The following is a 22,313-nucleotide window of genomic DNA, read 5'->3' as shown; positions in this document are numbered from 1 at the left end:
TCGGGTCATTGTGCGGGAATATCCCCATGTGGCCGTTCCACCTGGCCAGTTTCGTCGCCCATTGCCTGGGTTCTGGCGACAGTGGCAAGGGCGGTCCCTGCAAGACGCGCGCACACTTGCTGATGTTGTCGGCCAATGCCTTGATGTTGGCGCGCGCGCACGCGTGCCGCCACCGAAGATGCAAAAAGGAACACGCGCCCAAGAATGGCGACAGGGGAGAACAACATGAAATTATTCGGCGGGGCGAAATCCGTAACAGCCGGCCGGGCCATCGAGCTGGATTTCGTGCGCGGCATCGCCATTATCATGGTGATGGGCTTTCACTTTCATGTCGTTCAGACCGGCAACATCCTGATTGAGATCATCGAGTACCCCCTGAAGAATTTCGGGCGGGAAGGCGTCAACCTGTTCTTTACGCTGAGCGGATTTCTGGTTGGCGGCCTGTTGCTTCGACAGTACGCCGAAACAGGTAACGTCGACGCAAAGCGCTTTATCGTCCGGCGGATTTTCCGCATCTGGCCCGCGTATTACGTGCTGATCGCGTTTCATGTGCTGGCCGGTCGCCATCCGTGGAATACGTTTCTGGTGCAGAACCTGACCCACCTGCAGAACTATCTGGGCACCTCGATTACCCAGACCTGGAGCCTCGCGGTCGAAGAACACTTTTATCTCGTCCTGCCGGCGCTGCTGTTGCTGTTCGCGCGCTGGCGCCTTGGCGCATGGACGATTGTCGGCGTGCTCACCGGAATCTGCGCGGTGGTGTTCACCGCGCGCTGCTTCGCGGTGGCGGGCGGCAATCTGGAAGGGGCATTCGCGTACACGCAATACCGCATCGACAGTTTGCTGGTTGGCGTGATTCTGTCGGCGATCTACTGGATGAAACCGGGCGTCTATCATCAGATCGCAAAGCGCAAGTGGCTGCTGGTCGCCAGCATCGTGATTCTGTGTGCGTGGCTCGCCCTTGCGACCAAACACATCGCGCTCGACGAAAGCATCGGCTATACGATTCAGGCGCTCGGTTTTGCCGCGCTGATCGTGTTCGTGCTGGAGTATTCGGGATCGTTCAAGACGTCGTGGGTGTATCGCGGGATTGCCTGGATCGGCCTCTATTCGTATGGCATTTACCTGTGGCATTCGCTTGCGCTCGCTCCGGGCGACATGCTGATTCGCAAAACGACTGCCATGGGTCTCGCGCCGAGCGTAATCTGGATCGTGGCGCTTACCGCGCAGTTTGCTTTCGCGATTGCGATCGGCTACGTGACCACGCGCGCGATCGAGTATCCGTTCCTGCTGATGCGCAACGCGCTGTTCCCGGCAAAGCGCAACAGTTCGGTGCGCGAAGAAGTGCCTGTTGCTGGCGGCCAGGCTGCCGCGCGATGACATAGCGCATCGCGCCAGCCGCTCTGAGTGTCTGCCGAGGTGAGGGTGTGTCGAAGAAGGCGTGTTGCCGGATCAGGCCATCTGCTGAAGCAAGGTCTGCTTGAATTGCCCGAGCGTATGCCGTGACAGCAGATCTTCGCGTGCCGCCGGAACGGCCTCGGGCTCGTGCGGCCACGAGGTCATGGTCTCGGTGATCGCCTTGCCGATCGAGGCGGAACTCAGGTCCTTCAGAATCGGCCCCAGTTCGCAGCGCCGGCTGAACCAGCCGATCAGTCCATCTTCCGTTGCAATCACGGGCTTGCCGAAGCGGTACGCCTGCACGAGCACGCCGCTCATGCCGTAGTGCCCCTTGTAGCCTAGCCAGACCGCGTCGCAGGCGGAGAACAGATCGCGCTCGACGTCGTTCGCAATGAACGAGTCGAGCACCAGTGGCGCAGGCGTGAGGTTGCGCACATGATTGCGCATGAAATGGCGCGTGCCCGCATCCTGCTCGCCCGCGACGATCAGCGTGGGTGCATGCTCCAGACGCGTCAACGCGTGGACCAGTTCGTAGATGCCCTTGCGTTCGGTGATCGAGCCGTACACCAGCAGATAACGCTGCGCGGGGTCCAGTCCGAGACGCTCACGGGCCAGCACTGGATTTTCCGCGTGCTCGTCCGGAAACGGGTCCGCGACATAGGCGACGGCCGCGCTGTTTTTCGAGGCGTTGTGCGCGGACCATTCCGGCAGAGTCGGGTCGATCGTCAGCAGTGTGCGCAGCCCGACGGAGCGGATTGCACGCTTGAAAAGCAGCGCCTTGACCGCATTCACAATCGGTCGGTCGGGCGACTTGATGCCGACCTTGTGATGATGGAAGGTCGAACGCATCGTGATGCCGATCCAGGGTGTCTTGCGAAAGGGCGAACCGAGAAACGGCAACGCGTAGAAGAAGTAATCGACATAAGGCACAACCACCAGCCTGATCGGCTGCGCGTGGCTGACGATGCGATGCACGCGCTTGAAATAGCGGTGAAAGCGTGAATACTGGTTCGATTGGCGCAACAGCCCGCGGGGCCGCTCCTCGGGGTCGACGAAGGCGATCTGCAGATCCGCGCGGTTCGCGGCGACGATCTGTCTGGCGAGCCGATGGTCTTCGTTGGCGGATTCCGTTGCGAGGATGCAGGGATAGCCGGCTTCCGTGCAGGCCTGCATGGTCCATTCGACATAACGCCAGCGGTGGCCGGTGAGGTTGGGTTCCACAATCAGAACGTAGTCTTGTTCCATCGATTCAGTGGTCTTCAGTGGTCGAATGCGCTGTGGAAAAGCACCCTTGCGCCGGCTGTCTTAGGCGCTAGCTGAACAACGTTAGCATCGGCGGCGTCAGTGAACCCGTCTATTTGACCCGTTCTGTGGGTAAACGTACTAGAGCGCAATGGCTTCGGCTGAACTGACCTAGCTGATGGCGGTTGTTGCCGATTGTCTCGCTGTAAGGTCGTATATGGGATTCGATGAAAAAACTCGCCAGCTTGCTGGTGCAATCTAACAATTTATGCGCCGGCGGCGTTTCGCAGCGATGCATTGAATCGCTGCTTATGGCCGAGTCAACGGCGCTCCGATTCGACGGAGAAACAGCTTGCGGGCGATCAGGCTTCCGGCGCTCTCGATAGCGGCCAGCTTCGGCGCGAGCGCGGCGACATGGGTGCTATTGCAGCAGTTCGCCGTGCGTGGACTCGTAGCCATCAAATTTCTTGCGATTGGCCGGATGCTCGGGCCGGCGGCGATCGGCAGCGTGAGCGTGGCCTTGCTCGCGGTGGCGATTGCCGAGGCGTTGTCGGACACGGGTCTCGCGCAGGCGGTCATTCAAGGCGAACATCCACCGTCGCGTACGCAACTCGGCGCGGTGTGGACGACGCTGACCGCGCGCGGCGTGCTCATCTCGCTGCTGCTGGTCGCGCTTGCACCATTGCTGAGCAGTCAGTTTCATCTGAACGGTTCACTGGTGCTGATTCAGCTTGCCGCGTTGCTGCCTCTGTTACGCGGTCTCGCATCGCCCACTTACTACCTCGTGCAGCGCGAGCGGCGCTTCCAGCATATTGCCGGCGTCGAGGTCGGGGCGGCATTTGTCGATTGTTCGGTGGGACTGGGGCTCGCGTATTTCGGCGCCGGTGCGGCCTCGGTGCTGCTCGGCCTCGTGGCCGGCGAGAGCCTGAAAAGCATCCTGACCTGGGCGACGATGAAACCGCGTCCGCCGATGCGCCCCGTGTGGTCGGGCATTGGTCACTACGTCGGCTTCAGCCGCTGGATCTGGGCGAGCAGTGTGATCAACCTGCTGCTCAACCAGTTCGACAAGGTCGTGGTCGGCAAACTGCTCGGCCCGGCGCAACTGGGTGCCTATCAGATGTCGTCGCGCCTCGCGCAGATGCTGCTCGCCGACGCCGCCATTGCGATGTCGCAATACCTCTTTCCCACCTTCGCGGCACGTCATCGCCGGAGTCCGCAGGCCGCATCGCGGTCGATCAAGATTTATCTGCTCGTGATCGCGATCGGGCTCGCCGGGTTCGTCGCGGTGCTGAGGCTGATCGCCGAGCCGCTCTTCTCGCTGATTCTCGGCGCGGCCTGGTTGCCTGCGGTGCCGCTGTTCAGAATTCTGGTGATCAATATGGCGATCGGCGCGTTGATTGCCGTGCTGGTTGCTTATCTGCGCGCGGTGGGTGACGCGAAGGCGACGGTGCATGCGTCGCTGATTCAGGTTGTCGTGCTGCTGGCGAGCGTGCCTGCGGCGGTTCATTGGTGGGGCGTGACGGGTATTGCCTGGTCCATGACCCTTGGCCTTGGCTGCGCCGCGGCGTGGATGCTGTTCAGAACGTTGACTGCAAGGACTTCATGATGCGCGTCTTACATCTGGTTCTGGCGCCGCGTTTGTCGGGCGCCGAAGTCCTCGCCAAGGACCTCGCTATCGATCAAAGCGCCGGAGGCATGGCCGTGTGTGTGGCCTCGCTGTTGCCCGTGCACGCCGAATTCCTGCCCTTGCAGGACGAACTGCAGCGGCACGGTGTGCAGTGCTGGTTTCCTTCGCGGCGCAGGCGCGTCGCGGGCAAACTGTCGAATCTGTTCTTCACGGTGCGGCGATTTCAACCGGACGTGATTTTCGCGCACGCCACGATTCCTTCGTTTTATGCGCGCGCGTTGCCAATACGGGTGCCGGTCGTCTACGTCATGCATTCGGCCGCCAACGATTTCGAGCGGCCGCTGTTCCGGCGCGTCGAGCACATCCTGTCCGGACGTGCCCGGGTCGTGATCAGCGTATCGCAACAAGGCATGACCGATTACGTGCAGGCCATCGGACCGCATCCTTCGATGACCGTGGTGCCCAACGGGGTCGACCTCGGCCGCTTCACGTTCACCGACGGTGCCGGATATAGTGGCCGGGCGCCCCAGGTCGTGCAGATCGGGCGGTATGCGTCGGTGAAGAATCAGCTTCTGACGGTGCGCGCCTTTGGCCAGGTGCTCGAGCAGGTGACGGACGCGCGCCTCGTGCTGTACGGCGTGGTCGAAGATCCGGATTATCAGCGCACCGTCATTGGTCTCGTGCAGGAGTTGGGCCTCGCGCACCGCGTCGTGGTGGCGGGTCCGCGCACCGATGTGGCGAGCGTGTTGTCGGAGTCGAACGTGTTCGTCATGCCCTCGCGCTCCGAGGCGCACAGCGTGGCGTTTCTTGAAGCGTTGGCTTCCGGTATCCCGATCGTCGCGAGCAGGATTCCGTCGTTTGCCTTCGCGAACGGCTTTCCCGGTGTGCAACTGGTCGATACGGACGATGTGCCGTGCTATGCGGATGCCGTGGTCGCGGCGCTAGGGCAGGCGCGGGCGCAACGCTCGCTTGCCGGTCTGACGCTTAGCGATACGGCGGCTCGCTATCGGGCGATTGCGCATCAGGTCAGTAGCCATCTCGCCGTGCCGGCCCGTTAGTTCTTCGGCAGGACCCTGCCTATGGCTTGCGCCGGGACACCTGACGTTCAATGGTGGCTGATGGCGGAGCTGCGGTCGTCGGATGTCGTCTCGGGTGCGGGCGTCGACGGCCACGCGCTCGCCAGTTCGGATTCGCGCATCGCGAGGGTCAGCAGGCGCTGGGCTTCCTTGCTGCTCGAATCGACCTGCAGCGCATCGCCGGCTTTGTGCCAGACGCATGCCCATCGTGCGACATAGCCGCAACCTCGCGCCACGCTCAAAAGAGCGTCCCGCTCTTGTTCACGCGCGGTCACGGTGTCGCGCATGCGCAGTGCGTCGGGGTTGTCCGGCTGGGCCGCGATGGCTGCCGCCAGGCGCGCTTTCGTCGCCGACAGATTGTTCTGCTGCAGATTGGCGCGGGCGGACCTGATCTGCTTCGAGGCGTCCACGGGAGGTTTGACGGGCGGGTTGTCGGTCTGGCCGCCCGGGTTGTGCTTCGCCTCGGCCGATGCCGTCATCATGCGCCGCGGAGCCGGCGGCGGCGCAACCGGTGCCGGGACAGGAAGCGATCGCACGGGCACGGGCTTCACGGGCCGTTGAGCAACGAAGACCGGCGCGGACCGCTGAGCGAGGGCAATCGGCGGTTTCACGTTCTGGGTCTTCACTTTGCCGGACACCGCGATAGGGGTGCCGTCGTCCGAGTCGTTGCTGTGAATGAAGCCCAGGTACACGGCGGACGCGACAACCAGCATCGAGACGCCGAGCACGACGGGCTGGCGCAGTCTGTGCACGACGGGGGCGGCGACCGGTGTCTCGCTGGTGACGGAATACGGATCGGTTAACTCTCGCGAAGACGGGCGCCAGATTCGCGGCGTCATCAGCCGGGTCACTAGCATCGGCTGGGTATCGCCCAGCGGCATTTTCAAGGGGGGAGGCAGCGGTCGGCGCGTGCCGGGCGAATCGACTGGACGCGCGCCGCACTCGGCGCACGGCGTAAAGCGACCGGCTAGCGACGCACCGCAGTGCTCGCATTGGGGGTAATCATGCTGATCGGAAGTAAAGTCGCTAAGCATTGCCGTTTCGCAAACGGGCGTCGAATGCCGGCGCCACAATCAGGAAGAACCAGGCACGGCAGCGAGGCTTGCAGTCGGGATTACTGTGCGACGACGTAACCCCGCGCTTGCATGCACGCGCCATACGCGGCCCAATACTGTGTCATTGGCGGTTCAGGCGCCGGCAGCGGCGGCAGCTTCACGCCGGATGCCGCGGCCGTTTGTGCCGCGCCGGCTGCTGCCGTCCCCGAGGCGCCGTTATCCGCGCTGGTTGCCGATGCCGGCGTGGCGGCCGCGGTCGTCGCGGTTGCCGTGGTTGAACTTGCTGTCTTTGTCGCTGCAGCGGTCGTTGCCGTGCTCACGCCGGCTCCGCTTGCGGCTGGTGCGGCTGCGGCTGCGGGCATGCTGGCGCCAGGCGGGGTCGCTGAAAAACTGCTGGAGGGCAAGGGTGGCCGCGACGGGGCCCCCGTCGACGACGTTTTGGTTGCCGCAGGTTTGCGCGGTGGAAGCTGCGATTCGTGCGCGATGTTGATCTTGGTCTGCTTGTTGGCAGTGGCGTAGCACATCGCGGTGTCGATGCTGCGCTGATAAGCGCTTTGACTTCGGATGGGATAGATGAGCGGCTGCCATGCGAAAGCAGCACTGCTAAGCACCGATAGCGTCAATGCCGTATATGTTCTGATTCTCATCGCAGTCGCTCCCGCAGCGATGTTTCGCCGTTCGCCGGCAATCGCGCTTCGCGGTATGTTCTCGTGGCTGCTGATTTTGCCGCTGAACGGCGGCTCACTGCCGCGAAGGCTGCTTTCTTGAGCCTAACACCGGGCACTGTCGACACAAGGCGCCTTATAGCGTACGAAAACGCCATCCTGCAGTCGAATCAAGACACTCCGGCGGGAAAGGGCGGCAAACGCGGCGAAAATCCAAGGGAATTCCCTGGACGCCGCGTGCCGCCACGCTGACTGAGTGACCCGGTTGTCAGATTGCCTTTCTCACCGGTTGGAAATCCGCCTGGTCAGCCGCGTTGCGATATTCCGCCAGCCATTTGTCGTGTTTCGTCGCAGCAGCCAAGACGTTGCGCTCCTTGACGTGACCGAAACCGCGAATCTCGTCGGGGAGATTGGCAAGCCGCATCGCGACGTCCAGACGGTTGTTGTCCAGCGTGCGACAGAACTCGTCGATCAAGGCGATGTACTGATCGATCAGGGCGCGTTCACCGCGCCGCTCGGCGGTCTTGCCGAACACGTCGAACGCACCGCCGCGCAGGAATTTGAGCTTCGCGAGCACGCGGAACATCGGGAGTGTCCATTGCCCGAAGCGTTGCTTTTTCAGGTGACCGTGTTCGTCGCGTTTCGCCAGCAAGGGCGGTGCGAGGTAAAAGCCGAGCTTGTAGTCGCGGCCAGGTTCGCCTTCGAACTGCGCCCGCAGTTTGTCGAAGTACGCCGGGTCGGCATAGAGACGCGCAACCTCGTATTCGTCCTTGTAGGTCATCAGCTTGGCCAGATTGCGCGCGACCACTGGCGTGAGGCGTAGCTTCGCGCCCGCGGCGAGCGCGGTTTCCTTGGCTCGCATCTGTTCGATTACCGCTCGATAGCGCGCGGCATACTGTTCATTCTGGTAGAGGCCCAGCAGTTCGACGTTACGCTCGATGAGCCGCTCCAGCGACTCCGGCATGTGCACGACGATTGCCTGCTGCTGATTGGTACGCGGCGCGAATGCATCGGCCGCTGCCTCGCCATGCTGCGCGACAAAGCGGCCCCATTCGAACGCGAGGCGATTCTTGTCGACCGCCACGCCATTCAGTTCGATGGCACGGTCGAGGCTTTCGTAGCTGACCGGTAGCCAGCCGCGTTGCCATGCGAAACCCAGCAGCAACGGATTCGCGTACAGCGTGTCGCCAAGCAGCGCAAGCGCGAGGCGATTGGCGTCGATGAAGTCGCAGTCCTCGCCGATGCTGTCGCGCAGGTCGCCCTGGATCTGATCGCCGGGAAAGGCCCACTGCGGATCGCGCACGAATTGCGCGGTCGGTGTTGCGCCGCTATTGATCGCCGCCTTGGTGACGCCGCGTTGCGTGCGCGCCAGCACTTCGGCGGACGCTGACACGATCGCGTCGCAGCCCAGAATCAGGCGCGCTTCGCCGGTCGCAATGCGGGTTGCGTGCAATTCGTGCGGCGTTGCTGCGATCTGTACGTGGCTCAGTACAGCGCCGCCTTTTTGCGCGAGGCCCGCCATGTCGAGCACGCTGACGCCTTTGTTCTCGAGATGCGCTGCCATGCCGAGCAGGCCGCCGATCGTCACGACGCCGGTGCCGCCGACACCCGTTACGAGCACGCCATAGGGCTTTGCAAGACCTGCGATCTCTGGGCGCGGCAGCGCGGTGAAGTCCGGAAGCGCGGTCCCACTGGCCGTCTTTGCCGGCTTCTTCAACTGCGCGCCTTCAGCAGTGACGAAGCTCGGGCAAAAGCCGTTCACGCACGAGAAGTCTTTGTTGCACGACGATTGATTGATCTTGCGCTTGGTGCCTTGCGGCGTTTGCAGCGGTTCGACAGACAGGCAATTCGATTTCACCGAGCAGTCGCCGCAGCCTTCGCAGACGGCGTCGTTAATGAACGCCCGCTTGGCCGGATCCGGATAGGTGCCGCGCTTGCGGCGCCGGCGCTTTTCGGTCGCACAGGTCTGGTCGTAGATCAGGATCGTGGTGCCCGCGACCTCGCGCAACTCGCGTTGCAGACGATCGAGCTCGTCGCGGTGATACACCTTCACGCCGTCCGGCAAGCGTACGCCCGTAGCGTATTTTTCGGGTTGGTCGGTGACGACGAGCACCTGCTTCGCACCTTCGGTCGTCACCTGGAACGCGATCTGCGGCACCGTCAGCACGCCGTCGATGGGCTGGCCGCCGGTCATCGCGACCGCATCGTTATAGAGAATCTTGTAGGTGATATTCGCACCGGCCGCGATCGAGGCGCGGATCGCCAGCAAACCCGAGTGAAAGTAAGTTCCGTCGCCCAGGTTCGCAAACACGTGACGTTCGTTTGTGAAGTGCATCTGGCCGGTCCACGCCACCCCTTCGCCGCCCATCTGGCTGAAGGTTTCCGTGTTGCGGTCCATCCATATGGTCATGTAGTGACAGCCGATGCCAGCCAGCGCGCGTGAGCCCTCGGGGACGCGCGTCGACGTATTGTGCGGGCACCCCGAGCAGAACCACGGTTGCCGTTCGGTGACGGTGCGCGGCGTGGCGGCGTCACGTTCCTTCGCTTCGATGATGGCGATGCGTGCTTCGATCCGGGCGCGTACGTCCGCAGGCAAATCGGCTTTCGCGAGACGCCGCGCGATCGCCTTCGCGATCAGTGCAGGCGACAGTTCGTATTGCATCGGCAACAGCGCCTGACCGCGCGGGACCGACCACTCGCCGCCTGCATCGTCGCGTTGATCGAACTTGCCGAATACCTTCGGGCGCACGTCGTCGCGCCAGTTGTAAAGCTCTTCCTTCAGTGCGTATTCGAGGATCTGGCGTTTCTCTTCGACCACCAGAATCTCGTCGAGTCCCGTTGCAAAATCGCGCGCGTTCTGCGCATCGAGCGGCCACACGCAACCGACCTTGAGCACGCGAATGCCGATCCGTGCGCAGGTGTCGTCGTCGAGCGACAGGTCCGCCAGCGCCTGACGCACGTCGAGATAGGCTTTGCCCGCGGTCATGATGCCCAGACGCGGCGTCGGGCTGTCGATCACCACGCGATTCAGTTTGTTCGCGCGCACATAGGCGAGCGCCGCATACCACTTGTGGTTGAGCAGACGCGCTTCCTGTGCGAGCGGCGGATCGGGCCAGCGGATGTTCAAGCCGCCTTCGGGCATTTCGAAGTCATCCGGCAACACGATTTGTAAGCGGTCCGGATCGATGTCGATCGACGCGCTGGCCTCCACGACGTCCGTCACGCATTTCATCGCGACCCATAGACCGGAATAGCGGCTCATGGCCCAACCGTGCAGGCCATAGTCGAGATATTCCTGCACGCTCGCCGGATAGAGCACCGGAATGCCGCTCGCGACGAACATATGTTCGGACTGGTGCGCAACGGTCGACGACTTCGCCGCGTGATCGTCGCCCGCCAGCACCAGCACGCCGCCATGCGGATCGGTGCCTGCCGAGTTGGCATGCTTGAAGACGTCGCCGGTGCGATCGACACCCGGTCCCTTGCCGTACCACATGCCGAATACGCCATCGACTTTCGCGTCGGGCCACAGGTTGAGTTGCTGCGTGCCCCACACGGCGGTGGCGGCGAGATCCTCGTTAACCCCTGGCTGGAACACGACGTCGTGTTCCTTCAGATGCTTCTTCGCTTTCCACAGTGCCTGGTCGAATGCGCCGAGCGGAGAGCCGCGATAGCCCGATACGTAACCCGCAGTGTTCAGTCCCGCGCGACGGTCCCGTTCTTTCTGCAGCATCGGCAAGCGGACCAGCGCCTGAGTGCCGCTCATGTAAACGCGGCCTTTCTCAAGCGTGTATTTATCGTCGAGTGAAACGGTGGCAAGTGCGTCGTGCAGCGGGGGCGATAGGGGGGCGTTCATGGGCGGCGTCTCCGGTAGCTTTATTGTCCTGGCGAGTATAGGAAGCCGAATTCCCATCGTAAAATCACAAATACCGAACCCTGCTATGCGAAAAACACATGTCAAAAGACGTCACATTGCGGCAGATGCGTTACTTCGTTGCGGCCGCGCAAAACGGGCAGTTTTCGATGGCGGCGGCGACCGAACACGTGTCGCAATCCGCGATTACCAATGCGGTACTTGCACTGGAGGAGACGCTGGGAACCCGGCTTTTCGAACGCCTTCCGCAGGGTGTCGCGCTGACGCCGGATGGGCAGGACTTTCTCAATCACGCGCGTCACATCCTCGATTCGGTACGCGACGCGATCTACAAGGCGCCGTTTCGCTCACACGACCTTAAGGGCACGGTGCGTATTGCTGCCTCGTACACCTTGCTCGGTTATTTCCTGCCGGAACTGTTGGGGCGGTTTCGCGCGACCTATCCCCACGTCGAGCTGGATCTGCGCGACGCCGATCGTCCCGAGATCGAACAAGCCGTACTCGACGGCGACATCGATCTGGGCGTGGCGTTGCTGTCGAATGTGGATCATCTCAAACGGTTTCAGCATCACGTGCTGATTCGTTCACGGCGTCAGTTGTGGACGGCGCCGACGCATCCGCTGGCACAGGTGAACTCGCCGTCGCTCGCGGACATTGCGGCGTATCCGTACATCCTCATCACCGTCGACGAGAGCGAACGAGCGACGCTGCGTTACTGGAAAGAAAACGGCGTCGAGCCGAATATCGCATTTCGCACGAGTTCAATGGAGGCGTTGCGTGGGCTGGTGGCGCATGGCTTCGGCGTGACGATCCTGTCGGACATGGTGTTTCGGCCCTGGTCGCTGGAAGGCAAGCGGATCGATGCCCGGCCGATTCTCAACGCGATCCCACAGATGGATGCGGGGATGTTATGGCGCAAGGGCGCGACGCTGGATGCGCCGGCTTTGGCGTTCCAGCAGTTCCTGATCCATGCGTGCGGCAGCTAAGCGGACGCTTATCCGTTTATCGCATACCTGTAAGCGCATCCTTCCGATCTGTCCGATTTTTGCCGCGTTGCTATGTGCACCACGGCCAGGTCGTTCGGCGGCTCGCCTAGATCAACTCCAGCTTCGACGTGAGGTAGGTGAGTTCGATTCGATTCGCGACGCCGAAGCGCTTGCGCAACTTGCGCAAGTGGTAGTCCACGTTGTGGGTGCTGGTGTCGAGGCGGCGGCCGATTTCCTTGTCGGAGGCGCCTTCGGCGATCCCCGTCAGCAGTTCGCGCTCGAACGAGGTGAGCCAATCGGTCGCGTGCTCGCGCGCCGCCGCAATCAGTTGCGGCGAGGCGAACTTGTGCACCGAGAGCCCGATCGACAGCGCCTGTTCGATGGTTGTCGAGAGGATCCAGTCGCGGTTGCGGCGCGGCGCGGTGAAGCTCATGAACGCGTGCAGGCGGGTGCCGGGAATCGCCATCGCGAACATGATGCCGCTGCACATGCCGTCTTCCTGCATGGTCTGCAGGAAACCGTCGAGCGCTGCACGCGACGCGGCCTCGCGTTCCGACGCGTCGCGTTGGCGGCGCAGATTCTGCAGATCCCACACCATCGGTACGTTGCACAGACGTGCGCCGAGCGTGCGCGGATCGATCTCGTGATGACGCTCGCGAACATAGTCGCCGCGATAGGTCACGGGCACGAATGCTTCGTGCAGGAAGAGCCGTTCGACACGCTCGCGTGTGATTTCGAGGGCGAAGTAGGCGAAGGTGGAAAAGCCTGTGAGGTTGAGCAGGCTCGTGACCATGCGGTTGCGCTCGGCCGCGCTTTGCGCGCTGGCGAGTGCTGTGGCCACCCCAAGCCGCGGCGCGTGCTTTTGCGCGACGACAGCCTGCTTGGGGTCGTTGCACCAGACGACTTCGATCAGGCGCTCGCGAGCGGGCGCGATCTCCTGCAATCGATGAGACGAACAGGAACGAGGCATGGCGACTGGCTCGTCCTCGCGGATTTCGACGCTATACATATAAGGCCTCTGATCGATATCCCGCGCGCGACGAACATGAAATAAGCAAGTGGCGAATAAGCCATGGCTTTCGATGCCGTGCGACGCGAATACAACAACAGAATGCAGTCATCCACGAAGCGAACGAAGGATTGTACAGAATCGCGTTCGCACGAGTAATATTGGGTAATAATAATACGAAAGAAAAACGACTGAATAGGCGCTTACTGAAAAACGTGAGTACGGGGTCCTTGTACGAGGCAATACATCGAGGCAAAACCCCAATGACACCGAATGACGGATTCCCGGCGCTTGAATGGTTTTCACAGGCCGACCTGCTTGCTTTTTCTCAACAGCACGACCCCAAGGCGGATGCCGGAAGCCGCGCAGCCGATCTTGCCGGATGCCATCACCGGCTCAGACAGGTGGGCTTCAGCACTTTGAATTACATAGCGTTCGAAATGATCGGCAGGCGCGTATTGCGCGCGTATCTGATGCGCGAACTGACGCCGGCTTCGTTCATTCAACCGTACATGGAAGACCTCCTCTACGAAGTAGATCCGCGCTTCATGGCTGTGCGGCAAAGCGGCTTTCCGGTCGCCTGGCGGGCGGACCGGTTCGAAGCGGAAATGGCGGCCGGCGCGGATCGCCAGGTGGCCGTGCTTTCAGCGAGCTTACGTGCGCACGGGATGAATAGCGGCGTGATCTTCGGCTTGTCGGCGCCGCGCAGGGACTTGCGGGTCGCGGTGAGTCTCACGTCGGAGGCGCACGATACCGACTGGATCGACGACCGCGTGATGGGAGCGGCGCTTGCCGTCAGCCTGACCGTGCATCGGTTCGCGCTGCCCTATATCGAGGCGCGTTCGCGTAGCGCGCGCGACGTCACGCTGGTCGACGAGCAGCTGGCCGTGCTCGACCGGCTCGTCAAAGGCCTATCGGATCAGGAGATCGCGACCGCACTGCAAACCTCGCTGCACAAGGTCAATTACCACATTAAAATCTTGCAGAATGCTTTCAATGTCGAAAATCGCGCTCAATTAGCTTATATGGCGGCGCGTTGGGCCCCGGATGAATAGCGGGGTTTACCGGTCGGCATTGATTTTTTAAACGGGTATTCGGTCATTTATTCCCGGCCAGCGTGTTAAATGCGTTGCGCCGATGTCATTTATTTCCGATGAGTTCGTAAAAGATGCAATGCGCTATTGGCTGACGCATTGTTAATTGGCCACTACGAAATAACGTAGATAAATCGGCCGACCAGAAAAAGAGCAACAAAAAAACGAGCGGGCAAATACCAGGCCACGTGAACCCTCCGGCTCACGCGCCGTTTCGTAGTGAACTTGTAGTAAAGAGTTGCGCTGACTGACTTCGCCTACGAGGCGAGCGTATTCAAGGCGATTACCGGCCCAGTAAACTCGTCTGCAGAAAGAGCCCGCGGCTATGCGCGCATAGCAACGCTAAACACACGCCAAGGCAAGCATTCCCCCAGCACCAGCCTCTCACCGGCACGCCGTTTCTGAGCGGCCGACCAGCACACGTACAGGGAGTCGATTAGAAACGATGGCCTATCCGAAGGCGCTTCCGCGCGATTGGCAGCGGATGTTGACTGCTGGCCGCGGCATGTCCGGCAAACGGCTTGCCGCCGCGTCGCCGCGCGCCGACCTGTTTCTCGCGGCCTTCATCGTCTCTGTCGTCGCACTGTTCATCCTGCCGCTGCCCCAGGTCGCGCTCGACGGCATGATCTCGCTCAATCTCGCCGTGAGCGTCGTGCTGCTGACCGTCTCCACCTACGTGCCCTCGGCCGTGAGCTTCTCGTCGTTTCCGGCATTGCTGCTGTTCACCACGCTGTTCCGGCTCGCGCTGAACATCGCATCGTGCAAGCTGATTCTGCTGCATGCGAACGCGGGCCATGTGATCGATGCCTTCGGGCGGCTCGTCGTCGGCAACAACGTGGTGGTCGGCGGCGTCGTGTTTCTGGTAATCGCAGTCGTGCAGTTCATCGTGATCGCCAAAGGCTCGGAGCGGGTCGCCGAAGTCGGTGCGCGTTTCTCCCTCGATGCGATGCCGGGCAAGCAGATGAGTATCGACGCGGACCTGCGCGCCGGCATCATCAATGCCGACGAAGCGAAGCATCGCCGCGAGCGGCTCGAGCAGGAGTCGCAACTGCATGGCGCAATGGATGGCGCGATGAAGTTCGTCAAAGGCGATGCGATCGCCGGGCTTGTCATCGCGTTCATCAATATCGTCGCCGGACTCGCGGTCGGCACGCTGATGCACGACATGAGCATCGGCGAAGCGCTCCAACGTTACGCGATCCTGACGGTCGGCGACGGCATGGCGTCGCAGATTCCGTCGCTGCTGGTGTCGATCGCGGCCGGCATCGTGACGACCCGTGTCGCCACACGCGATGCGCGCGAGCGCCAGCTCGGCGAACAACTGGGCGAGCAGCTCGGCGCACATCCGCGCGCGCTGCTGATCGCCGCGCTTGTGCTGCTCGGTTTCCTCGCCGTGCCAGGTTTTCCGAAGTGGTCGTTCGCGCTGCTGGCGTTCGCGCTCGGGACCTTTGCCGTGCTGCAACTGCGGCGCAAGACGACGCTGCCCGCCTTCAACCTCATCAGCATCGCGGGGCGCGTGGGAGAGGCGGCCGAGGCGGGCGGCAGCGAGAGCACGCAGCATGCGGGCGTGACGTCGCTGATCGCGGTGACGCTTGCAGAGGACTTGCGCGCGGAGCTGAATCTCGCACGCCTGCAGGCGGCGCTTGCCAGCGCGAAGGCGCGCGTCGATGCCGACGTCGGCACGGTATTTCCGCGCATGACGCTGAACTACGACGAGGCGGCGCCCGCCGCGAGCTACCGCATCTATTTGCAGGACGTGCTGGCTTCGAGTGGCGCGGTGAAGCCGGGCTGGCTCCTGTGGGACGGCGTCTCGCCCTTGCCCGAGGATGCCGAGCGGCAGGCCGCGGAAGCCTTCGGCCCGTTCACCACGGCGCTCTGGATTCGTACCGCCGACGGCGAGCCGCCCGAAGGCCGGTATCTCGACAACGAAGCCGTGCTGGCGGCGCACGTCGAGCAGATCGTGCGCCAGCACGCGGACGAGTTGCTCGGCATTCAGGAAACGCAGGCGCTCGTGCATCTGGTACGGCGCGACCATCCGGAGCTGATCGGCGAGTTGACGCGCCTCGTGCCGCTGCAGCGCGTGACCGAAGTACTGCGGCGTCTGCTTGGCGAACAGGTGCCGATCCGCAACCTGCGGGTGATTTTCGAAAGCCTCATCACATGGGCGCCGAACGAACCGGACGACGTGATCGCGCTCGTGGAACTGGTGCGTATCGACCTGCGGCGCATGATCACCGACCGCTACGCGGGCGTGGGCCGCCAGTTACGCGTGGTGTTGTTCGAGCAGAACCTGCAGGAGCGCGTCGAGGGCGCGGTGATGCGCACGAAGCAGGGCAACTTCCTCGCGCTGCCGAGCGATGTGAAAGAGGACATCTGCGAGCAGGTGCGCGGCATCGCGAGTCTGGCCGGCCTGACGGGCACGCAAGCCGGCACACCCGCGGGCACACAGCCAGGCGCGCGTCTCGCGGTCATGGTTGCGCTTGGCGCGCGGCGCTACGTGAAGACGATTCTGGAGCCGGTGCTGCCGGACCTGCCCGTGCTCTCGTATCAGGAGATCGAGGAGGACGTGCAATTGCATACGGTCGGCTGGGTCAAGAACCCGCCGGATAACGGCATCGCCGGCGCAGGCGCGCAAGTGCGGGGGAGCAGTTGATGGCCAGCTCGACGATTCTGGATCTCACGCGTCAGGCGCTGATGCTCGTGCTGCTGCTGTCGCTGCCGATCGTCGCGATCGCGACGGTCACGGGGCTCGTCGTGGCGATTCTGCAGGCGGTGACGCAGGTGCAGGACGCGAGCATCGGCATCGCGGTGAGGTTGATCGCGGTGATGGTCGCGCTCGTGCTGTTGTCGGGCTGGTTGGGCGGCGAGGTGCTGCGCTTTGCTCAGCAGGCGCTGGAACGGGGATTCGTGTTTTCCATGGGAGTGTCCTGATGCACGTTCGTGCAGCTTCGCGATCGTTCGAACGACGGCGTGCACAGACCGCCGCAACGGTGTTCGTCGCGTCCGTGCTGTTGTCGGTCTCGCTTTTCATGGCGCTTGCGCAACCCGCGCGCGCGGCCGACCTGCGCTGGCGCAACCGGCCGTTCACGATCGTCGCGAACGGCAAGCGGATCGCCGATTTCATCCGCGAACTGGCGTCGTCGCAAGGTGTCACGGCGATCGTGGATGCGAAGATCGACGGCACTATCAGCGGGCGTTTCTCCGGCTCGCCGCAGCAAACGCTCGACACCGTCTGCGCGACCTATGGCCTGACCTGGTACTACGACGGTTCGTTTCTCTACATCGATCCCGCCGACCAGTCGCAGACGCAGGTGATCCCGATTCCCCCGCAGTCGGCGAGCGCGGTCGGCCAGGCGCTGCAAACCATGCAGATCGTCGACAAGCGCTTTGCGCTCGTCATCAACGACCGCGCGAACAGCGTCTACGTATCTGGGCCGCGTCGCTATGTCGAGTTGGTGCGGCAGGCGGTCAGCACGGTGGGCGACCCCGCGTCGAACGGTCAGAACGCGGACATCCGCGCGTTTCGCCTGAAATACGGCTGGGCCTCGGACTTCACGATCAACCGCTCGGGCAAGGAAGTCGTGATTCCGGGCGTGGCGACGATGATGCGGCGGCTCTTCGGCAAGACGGGCGGGACGAGCGCCAGCAGCGCGGGTGCGCCGCTTGGGCAAGCCGCGCGGCAGGTCAAACTCGGCTCGGGCCTGACGATCGACGTGCCACGCATCGAATTCCCGGATGTCGCTGGCGGCGTGCGTTCTGGCAGCTACGGAGCGGCAGGCGGAAGCGGCGCAGAAGGCTCGCCGCTGCTGCGCGATGCGGGCGGCGGCGACACGCTGCCGCAGATCGAAGCGGACGCGGCGATCAACGCGGTCGTCGTGCGCGACCTGCCTGAGAACATGCACCGCTATCAGGCGCTGATCGATCAACTTGACGTGCGTCCGCGCATTGTCGAGATCAACGTGACAATCATCGACATCGACGAGAACTCGCTCGACAGCCTCGGCATCGACTGGCGCCTGCATACCACGCACGGCGATATCCAGATCGGGAACGGCGAGAATCCGCTCAACGGCAACACGCAGTACGGCACCAGCGGCAACCCGCCGCTCACGTTCGGCACCGGCACGACCGAAGCCGGGCAGACCGGCATCTTCATGCCGACGGGCATTGCGCTGACCGCATCGATCGGCGGCGCGCTGCGCAACTATCTGCTCACGCGCGTCAATGCGCTGGAGCAGACCGGCCACGCCGAGCTGCATTCGAAGCCGAAGGTGCTCGCGCTCGACAATACCGAGGCGATCCTCGAAAACCTCACGCAGTTCTACGTGCAGGTGCAGGGCTATCAGGATTCGTCGCTCTACAGCGTGACGACCGGCACGAGCATCAAGGTGACGCCGATGATCGTCGACGACCGCACGCATGACGCGAGCGGCGCGAGCGCGCAAAGCGTGATGATGTCGCTCGACATTCAGGATGGCAACATCGTGCCGAACCAGAGCGTGTCGAACGTGCCGGTGATCCAGCAGCGCAACATCGTGACGAAGACGATGATCGACGAAGGCAAGAGCCTCCTGATCGCCGGCTTCAACAACGACCAGGTGCAGCTCAACAAGAGCGGCGTGCCGTGGCTGTCGGACATTCCGCTGATCGGCAGCCTGTTCAAGTACACGGACAAGAACGGCCAGCACACGGAACGCTTCTATCTGCTCACGCCGCGCATCGTCAGCAACGCGACCATGTATGCGCCCGATGGCTCGCCGGTCAATCCCAGTTTCGACAGCGTGCCCGACGCGAGCGGTCTTGCCATGTACCGCGCGCCGGATAACGACAGCATCGTGCCGCTCGCGCCGAAGCCGCTGCCGGGCACGCTGCTCGGCGCGCCGCTGCCGCCGCCACCACCGCCGCCGAGGGACCCCGCCGTCGAGGCGCCGAAGCCGATCGCAGGACCGCCGAATGCAAACGAGCACCCTTGATGCGCATGCCGGCGCGGCAGGGCTGCGCGCGGCGCCCCAGGACGCGGTGGCCTCACCGTGGAACCTGTGCTTCCTGAGTGGGCCGATGTACGGCCGCACGATGTCGCTGGTGCGTGGCGCCAACTGGGTCGGCACGGCGGCGGATTGCGAAGTGATCCTGCCCGATCGCGAGATCGGCGCGCGCCAGGTATGCCTGCAAGTCGGCGCGCTTGCGGTGACGGTGCAGAATCACGGCGGCGCGGACAGTGCGCCTGTGCTGTTCAACGACGAGCCGCTCGCCGGGCGCCGTTCGTTCATGCCGGGTGACGTGGTGACGGTGGGTTCGATCAAGCTGGGTATCGCCAGCAACGGGCAGGCCGCTGTGCCGCTGCCTGCGGACGGGGAGGAGGCGCGCCCCGCGCGCGATGCCGCCTGGCTCGGCTGGGCGGCGAAGGCGCTGCGGCGGCTCGGCAGCCGGCGCTCCGTGCTGGTGCTGGTCGCGCTGTGGGTCGGCGTGCTGCTCGGCGCGCTCGGCTATGGACTCGTCGCGCTGTCCGGCAGCCTGCCGTGGCAGCACGAATCGCCGCTCGGCCGCGTGCACCGCTTGCAGCAGGCACTGCGAGCGTACCCGGAGCTCGCCGTCGCAGCGCGCGACGACGGCGAACTCGTGTCCGGCTATGTGAAGAGCGCGGCCGAGCGCGACCGGGTCGCGCAAATCGTGGCGGGCGTCGATAACGCGGCGCTCGGCACCGTGTACATCGTGGGCGACCTGATCGCGACTGCGCAGACCTATTTCAGTGATACGCCGCTGAAAGTGTCGTATCTCGGACGCGGGCGGATCGAAGTGACTGGCGAGGCGCCGCGCGCGCAGATCGCGCAGCGCATCCAGAACTACGTGAAGGACGCACGGCCCGCGCTCGAAGTCGTCGATCACGTTAACTACGCGGACGAGCACGACAACCGCACGGCAACGCTCGGCGGGACGGGCGGCGTGCCGGAGATCGCCACTGTATTTGCCGGGGACGACGATCAGCGTTTCATCGAAACAGTGGACGGCAGCCGCTATTTCGAAGGCGCGCGGATGAAGGACGGCTTGACCGTGACGTCGATCGGTCCCGAGGCCGTGGTGTTCGAGCGCGATGGGCGGCGCATCACGGTACCGCTCACCGCCGGCGGCAACGGCAGCGGCAGCGCGGCCGACGCGCCACCGTCCGCGGTTGCCGCGAGCGGTGCGGCGGCGGGCATCGCGGTGCCGGTGGCGGGGCAGGCGCCGGCTTCGGTTGCCGCAGCGGCGGCGTATTCCGCCGGTTCGGGCGCGCTGTCCGCATCGGCAGCGGTGCCGGCGGCGTCGCCGGCCAGGTAGCAGCAACGCATTTTTTGCATGGCACGGCGTGTCAGGGGCAGTGTGTCCCGCACAGCCGGGCTCACCAGGACGCAGGCCGCCGCATTCGTCGCGACGGCAGGCGGGACCGGTGCGCCGACACATGTCGGCGGCCGGTGTTTTCAACTACCGAGTGAAGGAGCAGCAAATGGGTACGTCTAGCAATCCGGTTTCGACCGGCGATGTCCAGAACCAGGCCAACCAGCTCATGGACGAGCAAACGAAGCTGACCGAAATCAACTTCCAGGTGCAGCAATCGACAGCCACGTTCCAGACCTCGACGGCTGTGACCGCACAGGCCGGCACCGCAGCCGCGCAAGCTGCGCAGCACATCGGCTCGGCCGGTCGCGCATGAAAGCGGGCGCCGGCCGCCGGTCCGACGACCAGCGTGCGTGCGCACGCACGAGGCGGCTGGCTTGCCCGCAGCGCGCAGTGATTTCTTGAAGGAGCAGATCATGACAGTCCCAGGGGTCGCGCCGCCGGGTGCGGCGGCGCTCACCAGCGCCACGCAGACGAACGGCGCGGGCGACCCGGCTCACGTGAAACATTTCGACACGCTGATGGGGAAACCCGAGCAGTCGCAGGCGGCAAGCTCGCCGGTCTCACCGACATCGCCGGCGGCAACACAACCGGCCTCCGCGATCCAGTCGGTGCAACTGCACAGCGCGTCGAATGCACTCCCCGGCGTGCAGATGAGGCCTGCCGAAGCGAGCCGCTCGTCGCTCGCGGAGCGCCTGCGCACGTACGGCAACGATCTCGATCAGCGCTACGCGGGCATCGAGAAGCATCGCGAACAGATGCTGACGTCGATGCCGAAGCTCGGTCAGGACCCGCTGATGGAGATGGCGCAGATGATGGACTTCCAGTGGTCCGCGTCTACCACGATCGCCGAGTATCAACTGAGCATGTCGGTCGCGCAGGCGGCGAACGGCTTTTCGCATTCGATTCTGAAGAATCAGGAATGACGAATGACACATCACCCATGACAGCGGCTCGATGAGCCCAGCCAAGCGATGACGAATTTCCAACCGACCCGGCGGACTCGCGCGGCGCGTCCGCTTGCCCGGCTTGTGCTCGTGTGCGCGGTCCTGCTGCTCGCGGGCTGCCAGCGCGAACTATATTCCGGGCTTTCCGAAGCCGATGCGAACCAGATGCTGTCGGTGCTGGGCGATGCGGGTATTCCGGCAGAGAAGGAAAACGACGCGCGCGACGCTTCGGATAAGCAGGCCTGGCAGCTCACTGTCGACGACGGCGATCTGCATGCCGCGCTGACGGTGCTGCACGCGCAAGGCTTGCCGAAGCCGAACTATGCGAGTCTCGGCGAGCTGTTCCAGAAGCAGGGGCTGGTTTCCACGCCTGCCGAGGAACGCGTGCGCTATCTATACGGCGTGTCGCAGGATCTGTCGCGCACGCTGCAGGATATTGAGGGCGTGGTGGTCGCGCACGTGCAGGTCGTGATTCCGGAGAACGATCCGCTGGCCGACAAGATCAAGCCTTCGTCGGCGGCGGTGTACATCCGCTATAAATCCGGGGTCGATCTGCGCGCGATGGCGCCCATGGTCAAGGATCTGGTCGCGCACAGCATTGAAGGGCTGCAATACGACAACGTGTCGCTGTTCCTGCAGCCGGCCGATGCGCGGCCGGTACGCGCTGACGGCGTCGGCAGCGCGCTCAACGACATCGTGCGGCTGCGCTCGCCGCTCGGCTGGCTCGTGTTCGCGCTGATCCTGCTGACGCTCGCGATGGTGGTGCTCGTTGGCGCGCGGCGCGGTGCATTCGGTCGCGGGCTGGCATCGCTGCTGGGCGGCGGCGTCGCGCGGGCCGGCGCAGCGCGCGGCACTGCCGCTCGCGTTCGCGCGTCGGACGGCACGCGAGAGTCCGGCACCTGAGGCTGAATCATGAAACGCCCGCGCGCATTGCCGCCGCTCGCTATCAGGCGCCGCTCGTGTGAGGC

Annotated in this window: 17 protein-coding genes; 12 read left to right on the top strand and 5 right to left on the bottom strand. The window is 63.7% G+C overall.

The window, feature by feature from the left end; all coding sequences use genetic code 11:
• The first annotated feature begins 225 nt into the window (after positions 1–225).
• Positions 226–1,380 (top strand): acyltransferase family protein, encoded by a 1,155-nt coding sequence (locus FSO04_RS09825; RefSeq protein ID WP_154559505.1) that lies wholly within the window; start codon positions 226–228, stop codon positions 1,378–1,380.
• Positions 1,381–1,452: 72 nt separating this feature from the next.
• Here FSO04_RS09825 and FSO04_RS09820 read toward each other — a convergent pair whose 3' ends face one another.
• Entirely contained in the window at positions 1,453–2,643 is a 1,191-nt protein-coding gene (locus tag FSO04_RS09820; RefSeq protein WP_154559504.1) for a glycosyltransferase, read from the bottom strand.
• A gap of 349 nt (positions 2,644–2,992) precedes the next feature.
• Here FSO04_RS09820 and FSO04_RS09815 point away from each other — a divergent pair, with 349 nt between their 5' ends.
• Both FSO04_RS09815 and FSO04_RS09810 read left to right on the top strand, forming a co-directional pair.
• Positions 2,993–4,246, top strand: coding sequence for an oligosaccharide flippase family protein (locus FSO04_RS09815; protein WP_154559503.1), 1,254 nt, complete (start codon positions 2,993–2,995; stop codon positions 4,244–4,246).
• On the top strand, positions 4,246–5,325 hold the full coding sequence (locus FSO04_RS09810; RefSeq protein WP_154559531.1) for a glycosyltransferase: 1,080 nt from the start codon (positions 4,246–4,248) through the stop codon (positions 5,323–5,325). The genes FSO04_RS09815 and FSO04_RS09810 overlap by 1 nt, the downstream gene beginning before the upstream one ends.
• Before the next feature lie 47 nt (positions 5,326–5,372).
• On the opposite strand, the gene FSO04_RS09805 is transcribed toward FSO04_RS09810, so the two are convergent.
• The 3 genes from FSO04_RS09805 to FSO04_RS09795 all read right to left on the bottom strand — a co-directional run bounded on the left by FSO04_RS09805 (position 5,373) and on the right by FSO04_RS09795 (position 10,919).
• Positions 5,373–6,224, bottom strand: coding sequence for a hypothetical protein (locus tag FSO04_RS09805; RefSeq protein ID WP_233464800.1), 852 nt, complete (start codon positions 6,222–6,224; stop codon positions 5,373–5,375).
• A 233-nt stretch (positions 6,225–6,457) separates the two neighbouring features.
• Entirely contained in the window at positions 6,458–7,045 is a 588-nt protein-coding gene (locus FSO04_RS47450; protein WP_233464797.1) for a hypothetical protein, read from the bottom strand.
• Positions 7,046–7,331: 286 nt separating this feature from the next.
• The gene (locus tag FSO04_RS09795) at positions 7,332–10,919 is read right to left on the bottom strand and encodes an indolepyruvate ferredoxin oxidoreductase family protein (protein WP_154559500.1); all 3,588 of its coding nucleotides are present in this window, start codon (positions 10,917–10,919) and stop codon (positions 7,332–7,334) included.
• A gap of 98 nt (positions 10,920–11,017) precedes the next feature.
• Between FSO04_RS09795 and FSO04_RS09790 the strand changes: the two genes are divergently transcribed.
• A complete protein-coding gene (locus FSO04_RS09790) occupies positions 11,018–11,923 on the top strand; it encodes a LysR family transcriptional regulator (protein WP_154559499.1) in 906 nt (301 codons plus the stop codon).
• 106 nt (positions 11,924–12,029) lie between these two features.
• On the opposite strand, the gene FSO04_RS09785 is transcribed toward FSO04_RS09790, so the two are convergent.
• The gene (locus FSO04_RS09785) at positions 12,030–12,893 is read right to left on the bottom strand and encodes a helix-turn-helix transcriptional regulator (RefSeq protein WP_233464796.1); all 864 of its coding nucleotides are present in this window, start codon (positions 12,891–12,893) and stop codon (positions 12,030–12,032) included.
• A gap of 302 nt (positions 12,894–13,195) precedes the next feature.
• Here FSO04_RS09785 and FSO04_RS09780 point away from each other — a divergent pair, with 302 nt between their 5' ends.
• From FSO04_RS09780 to sctJ, 8 genes are all read left to right on the top strand, one after another.
• Complete coding sequence (locus tag FSO04_RS09780; protein WP_154559497.1) at positions 13,196–13,987, top strand: autoinducer binding domain-containing protein; 792 nt, start codon at positions 13,196–13,198, stop codon at positions 13,985–13,987.
• 484 nt (positions 13,988–14,471) lie between these two features.
• The gene (gene sctV / locus FSO04_RS09775; RefSeq protein ID WP_154559496.1) at positions 14,472–16,679 is read left to right on the top strand and encodes a type III secretion system export apparatus subunit SctV; all 2,208 of its coding nucleotides are present in this window, start codon (positions 14,472–14,474) and stop codon (positions 16,677–16,679) included.
• Positions 16,679–16,957, top strand: coding sequence for a type III secretion system export apparatus subunit SctS (sctS, locus tag FSO04_RS09770; RefSeq protein ID WP_154559495.1), 279 nt, complete (start codon positions 16,679–16,681; stop codon positions 16,955–16,957). Before sctV ends, sctS begins: the two co-directional genes overlap by 1 nt.
• Positions 16,957–18,999: a type III secretion system outer membrane ring subunit SctC gene (sctC, locus tag FSO04_RS09765; RefSeq protein ID WP_154559494.1), complete on the top strand. Its 2,043-nt coding sequence runs from the start codon at positions 16,957–16,959 to the stop codon at positions 18,997–18,999. The genes sctS and sctC overlap by 1 nt, the downstream gene beginning before the upstream one ends.
• Entirely contained in the window at positions 18,980–20,341 is a 1,362-nt protein-coding gene (gene sctD / locus FSO04_RS09760; RefSeq protein ID WP_154559493.1) for a type III secretion system inner membrane ring subunit SctD, read from the top strand. The genes sctC and sctD overlap by 20 nt, the downstream gene beginning before the upstream one ends.
• A gap of 166 nt (positions 20,342–20,507) precedes the next feature.
• The gene (locus tag FSO04_RS09755) at positions 20,508–20,714 is read left to right on the top strand and encodes a hypothetical protein (protein WP_154559492.1); all 207 of its coding nucleotides are present in this window, start codon (positions 20,508–20,510) and stop codon (positions 20,712–20,714) included.
• 100 nt (positions 20,715–20,814) lie between these two features.
• Positions 20,815–21,324 carry a dihydrolipoyllysine-residue succinyltransferase component of 2-oxoglutarate dehydrogenase complex gene (locus tag FSO04_RS09750; RefSeq protein ID WP_154559491.1) on the top strand — a complete coding sequence of 170 codons (510 nt, stop codon included), beginning with the start codon at positions 20,815–20,817 and terminating at the stop codon, positions 21,322–21,324.
• 48 nt (positions 21,325–21,372) lie between these two features.
• A complete protein-coding gene (gene sctJ / locus FSO04_RS09745; RefSeq protein WP_154559490.1) occupies positions 21,373–22,248 on the top strand; it encodes a type III secretion system inner membrane ring lipoprotein SctJ in 876 nt (291 codons plus the stop codon).
• Positions 22,249–22,313 lie beyond the last annotated feature (65 nt).

Source organism: Paraburkholderia madseniana (assembly GCF_009690905.1).
Classification (GTDB): domain Bacteria; phylum Pseudomonadota; class Gammaproteobacteria; order Burkholderiales; family Burkholderiaceae; genus Paraburkholderia; species Paraburkholderia madseniana.
Note: the sequence above shows the minus strand (reverse complement) of the source record. Positions and strands in the feature narration are given on the sequence as shown.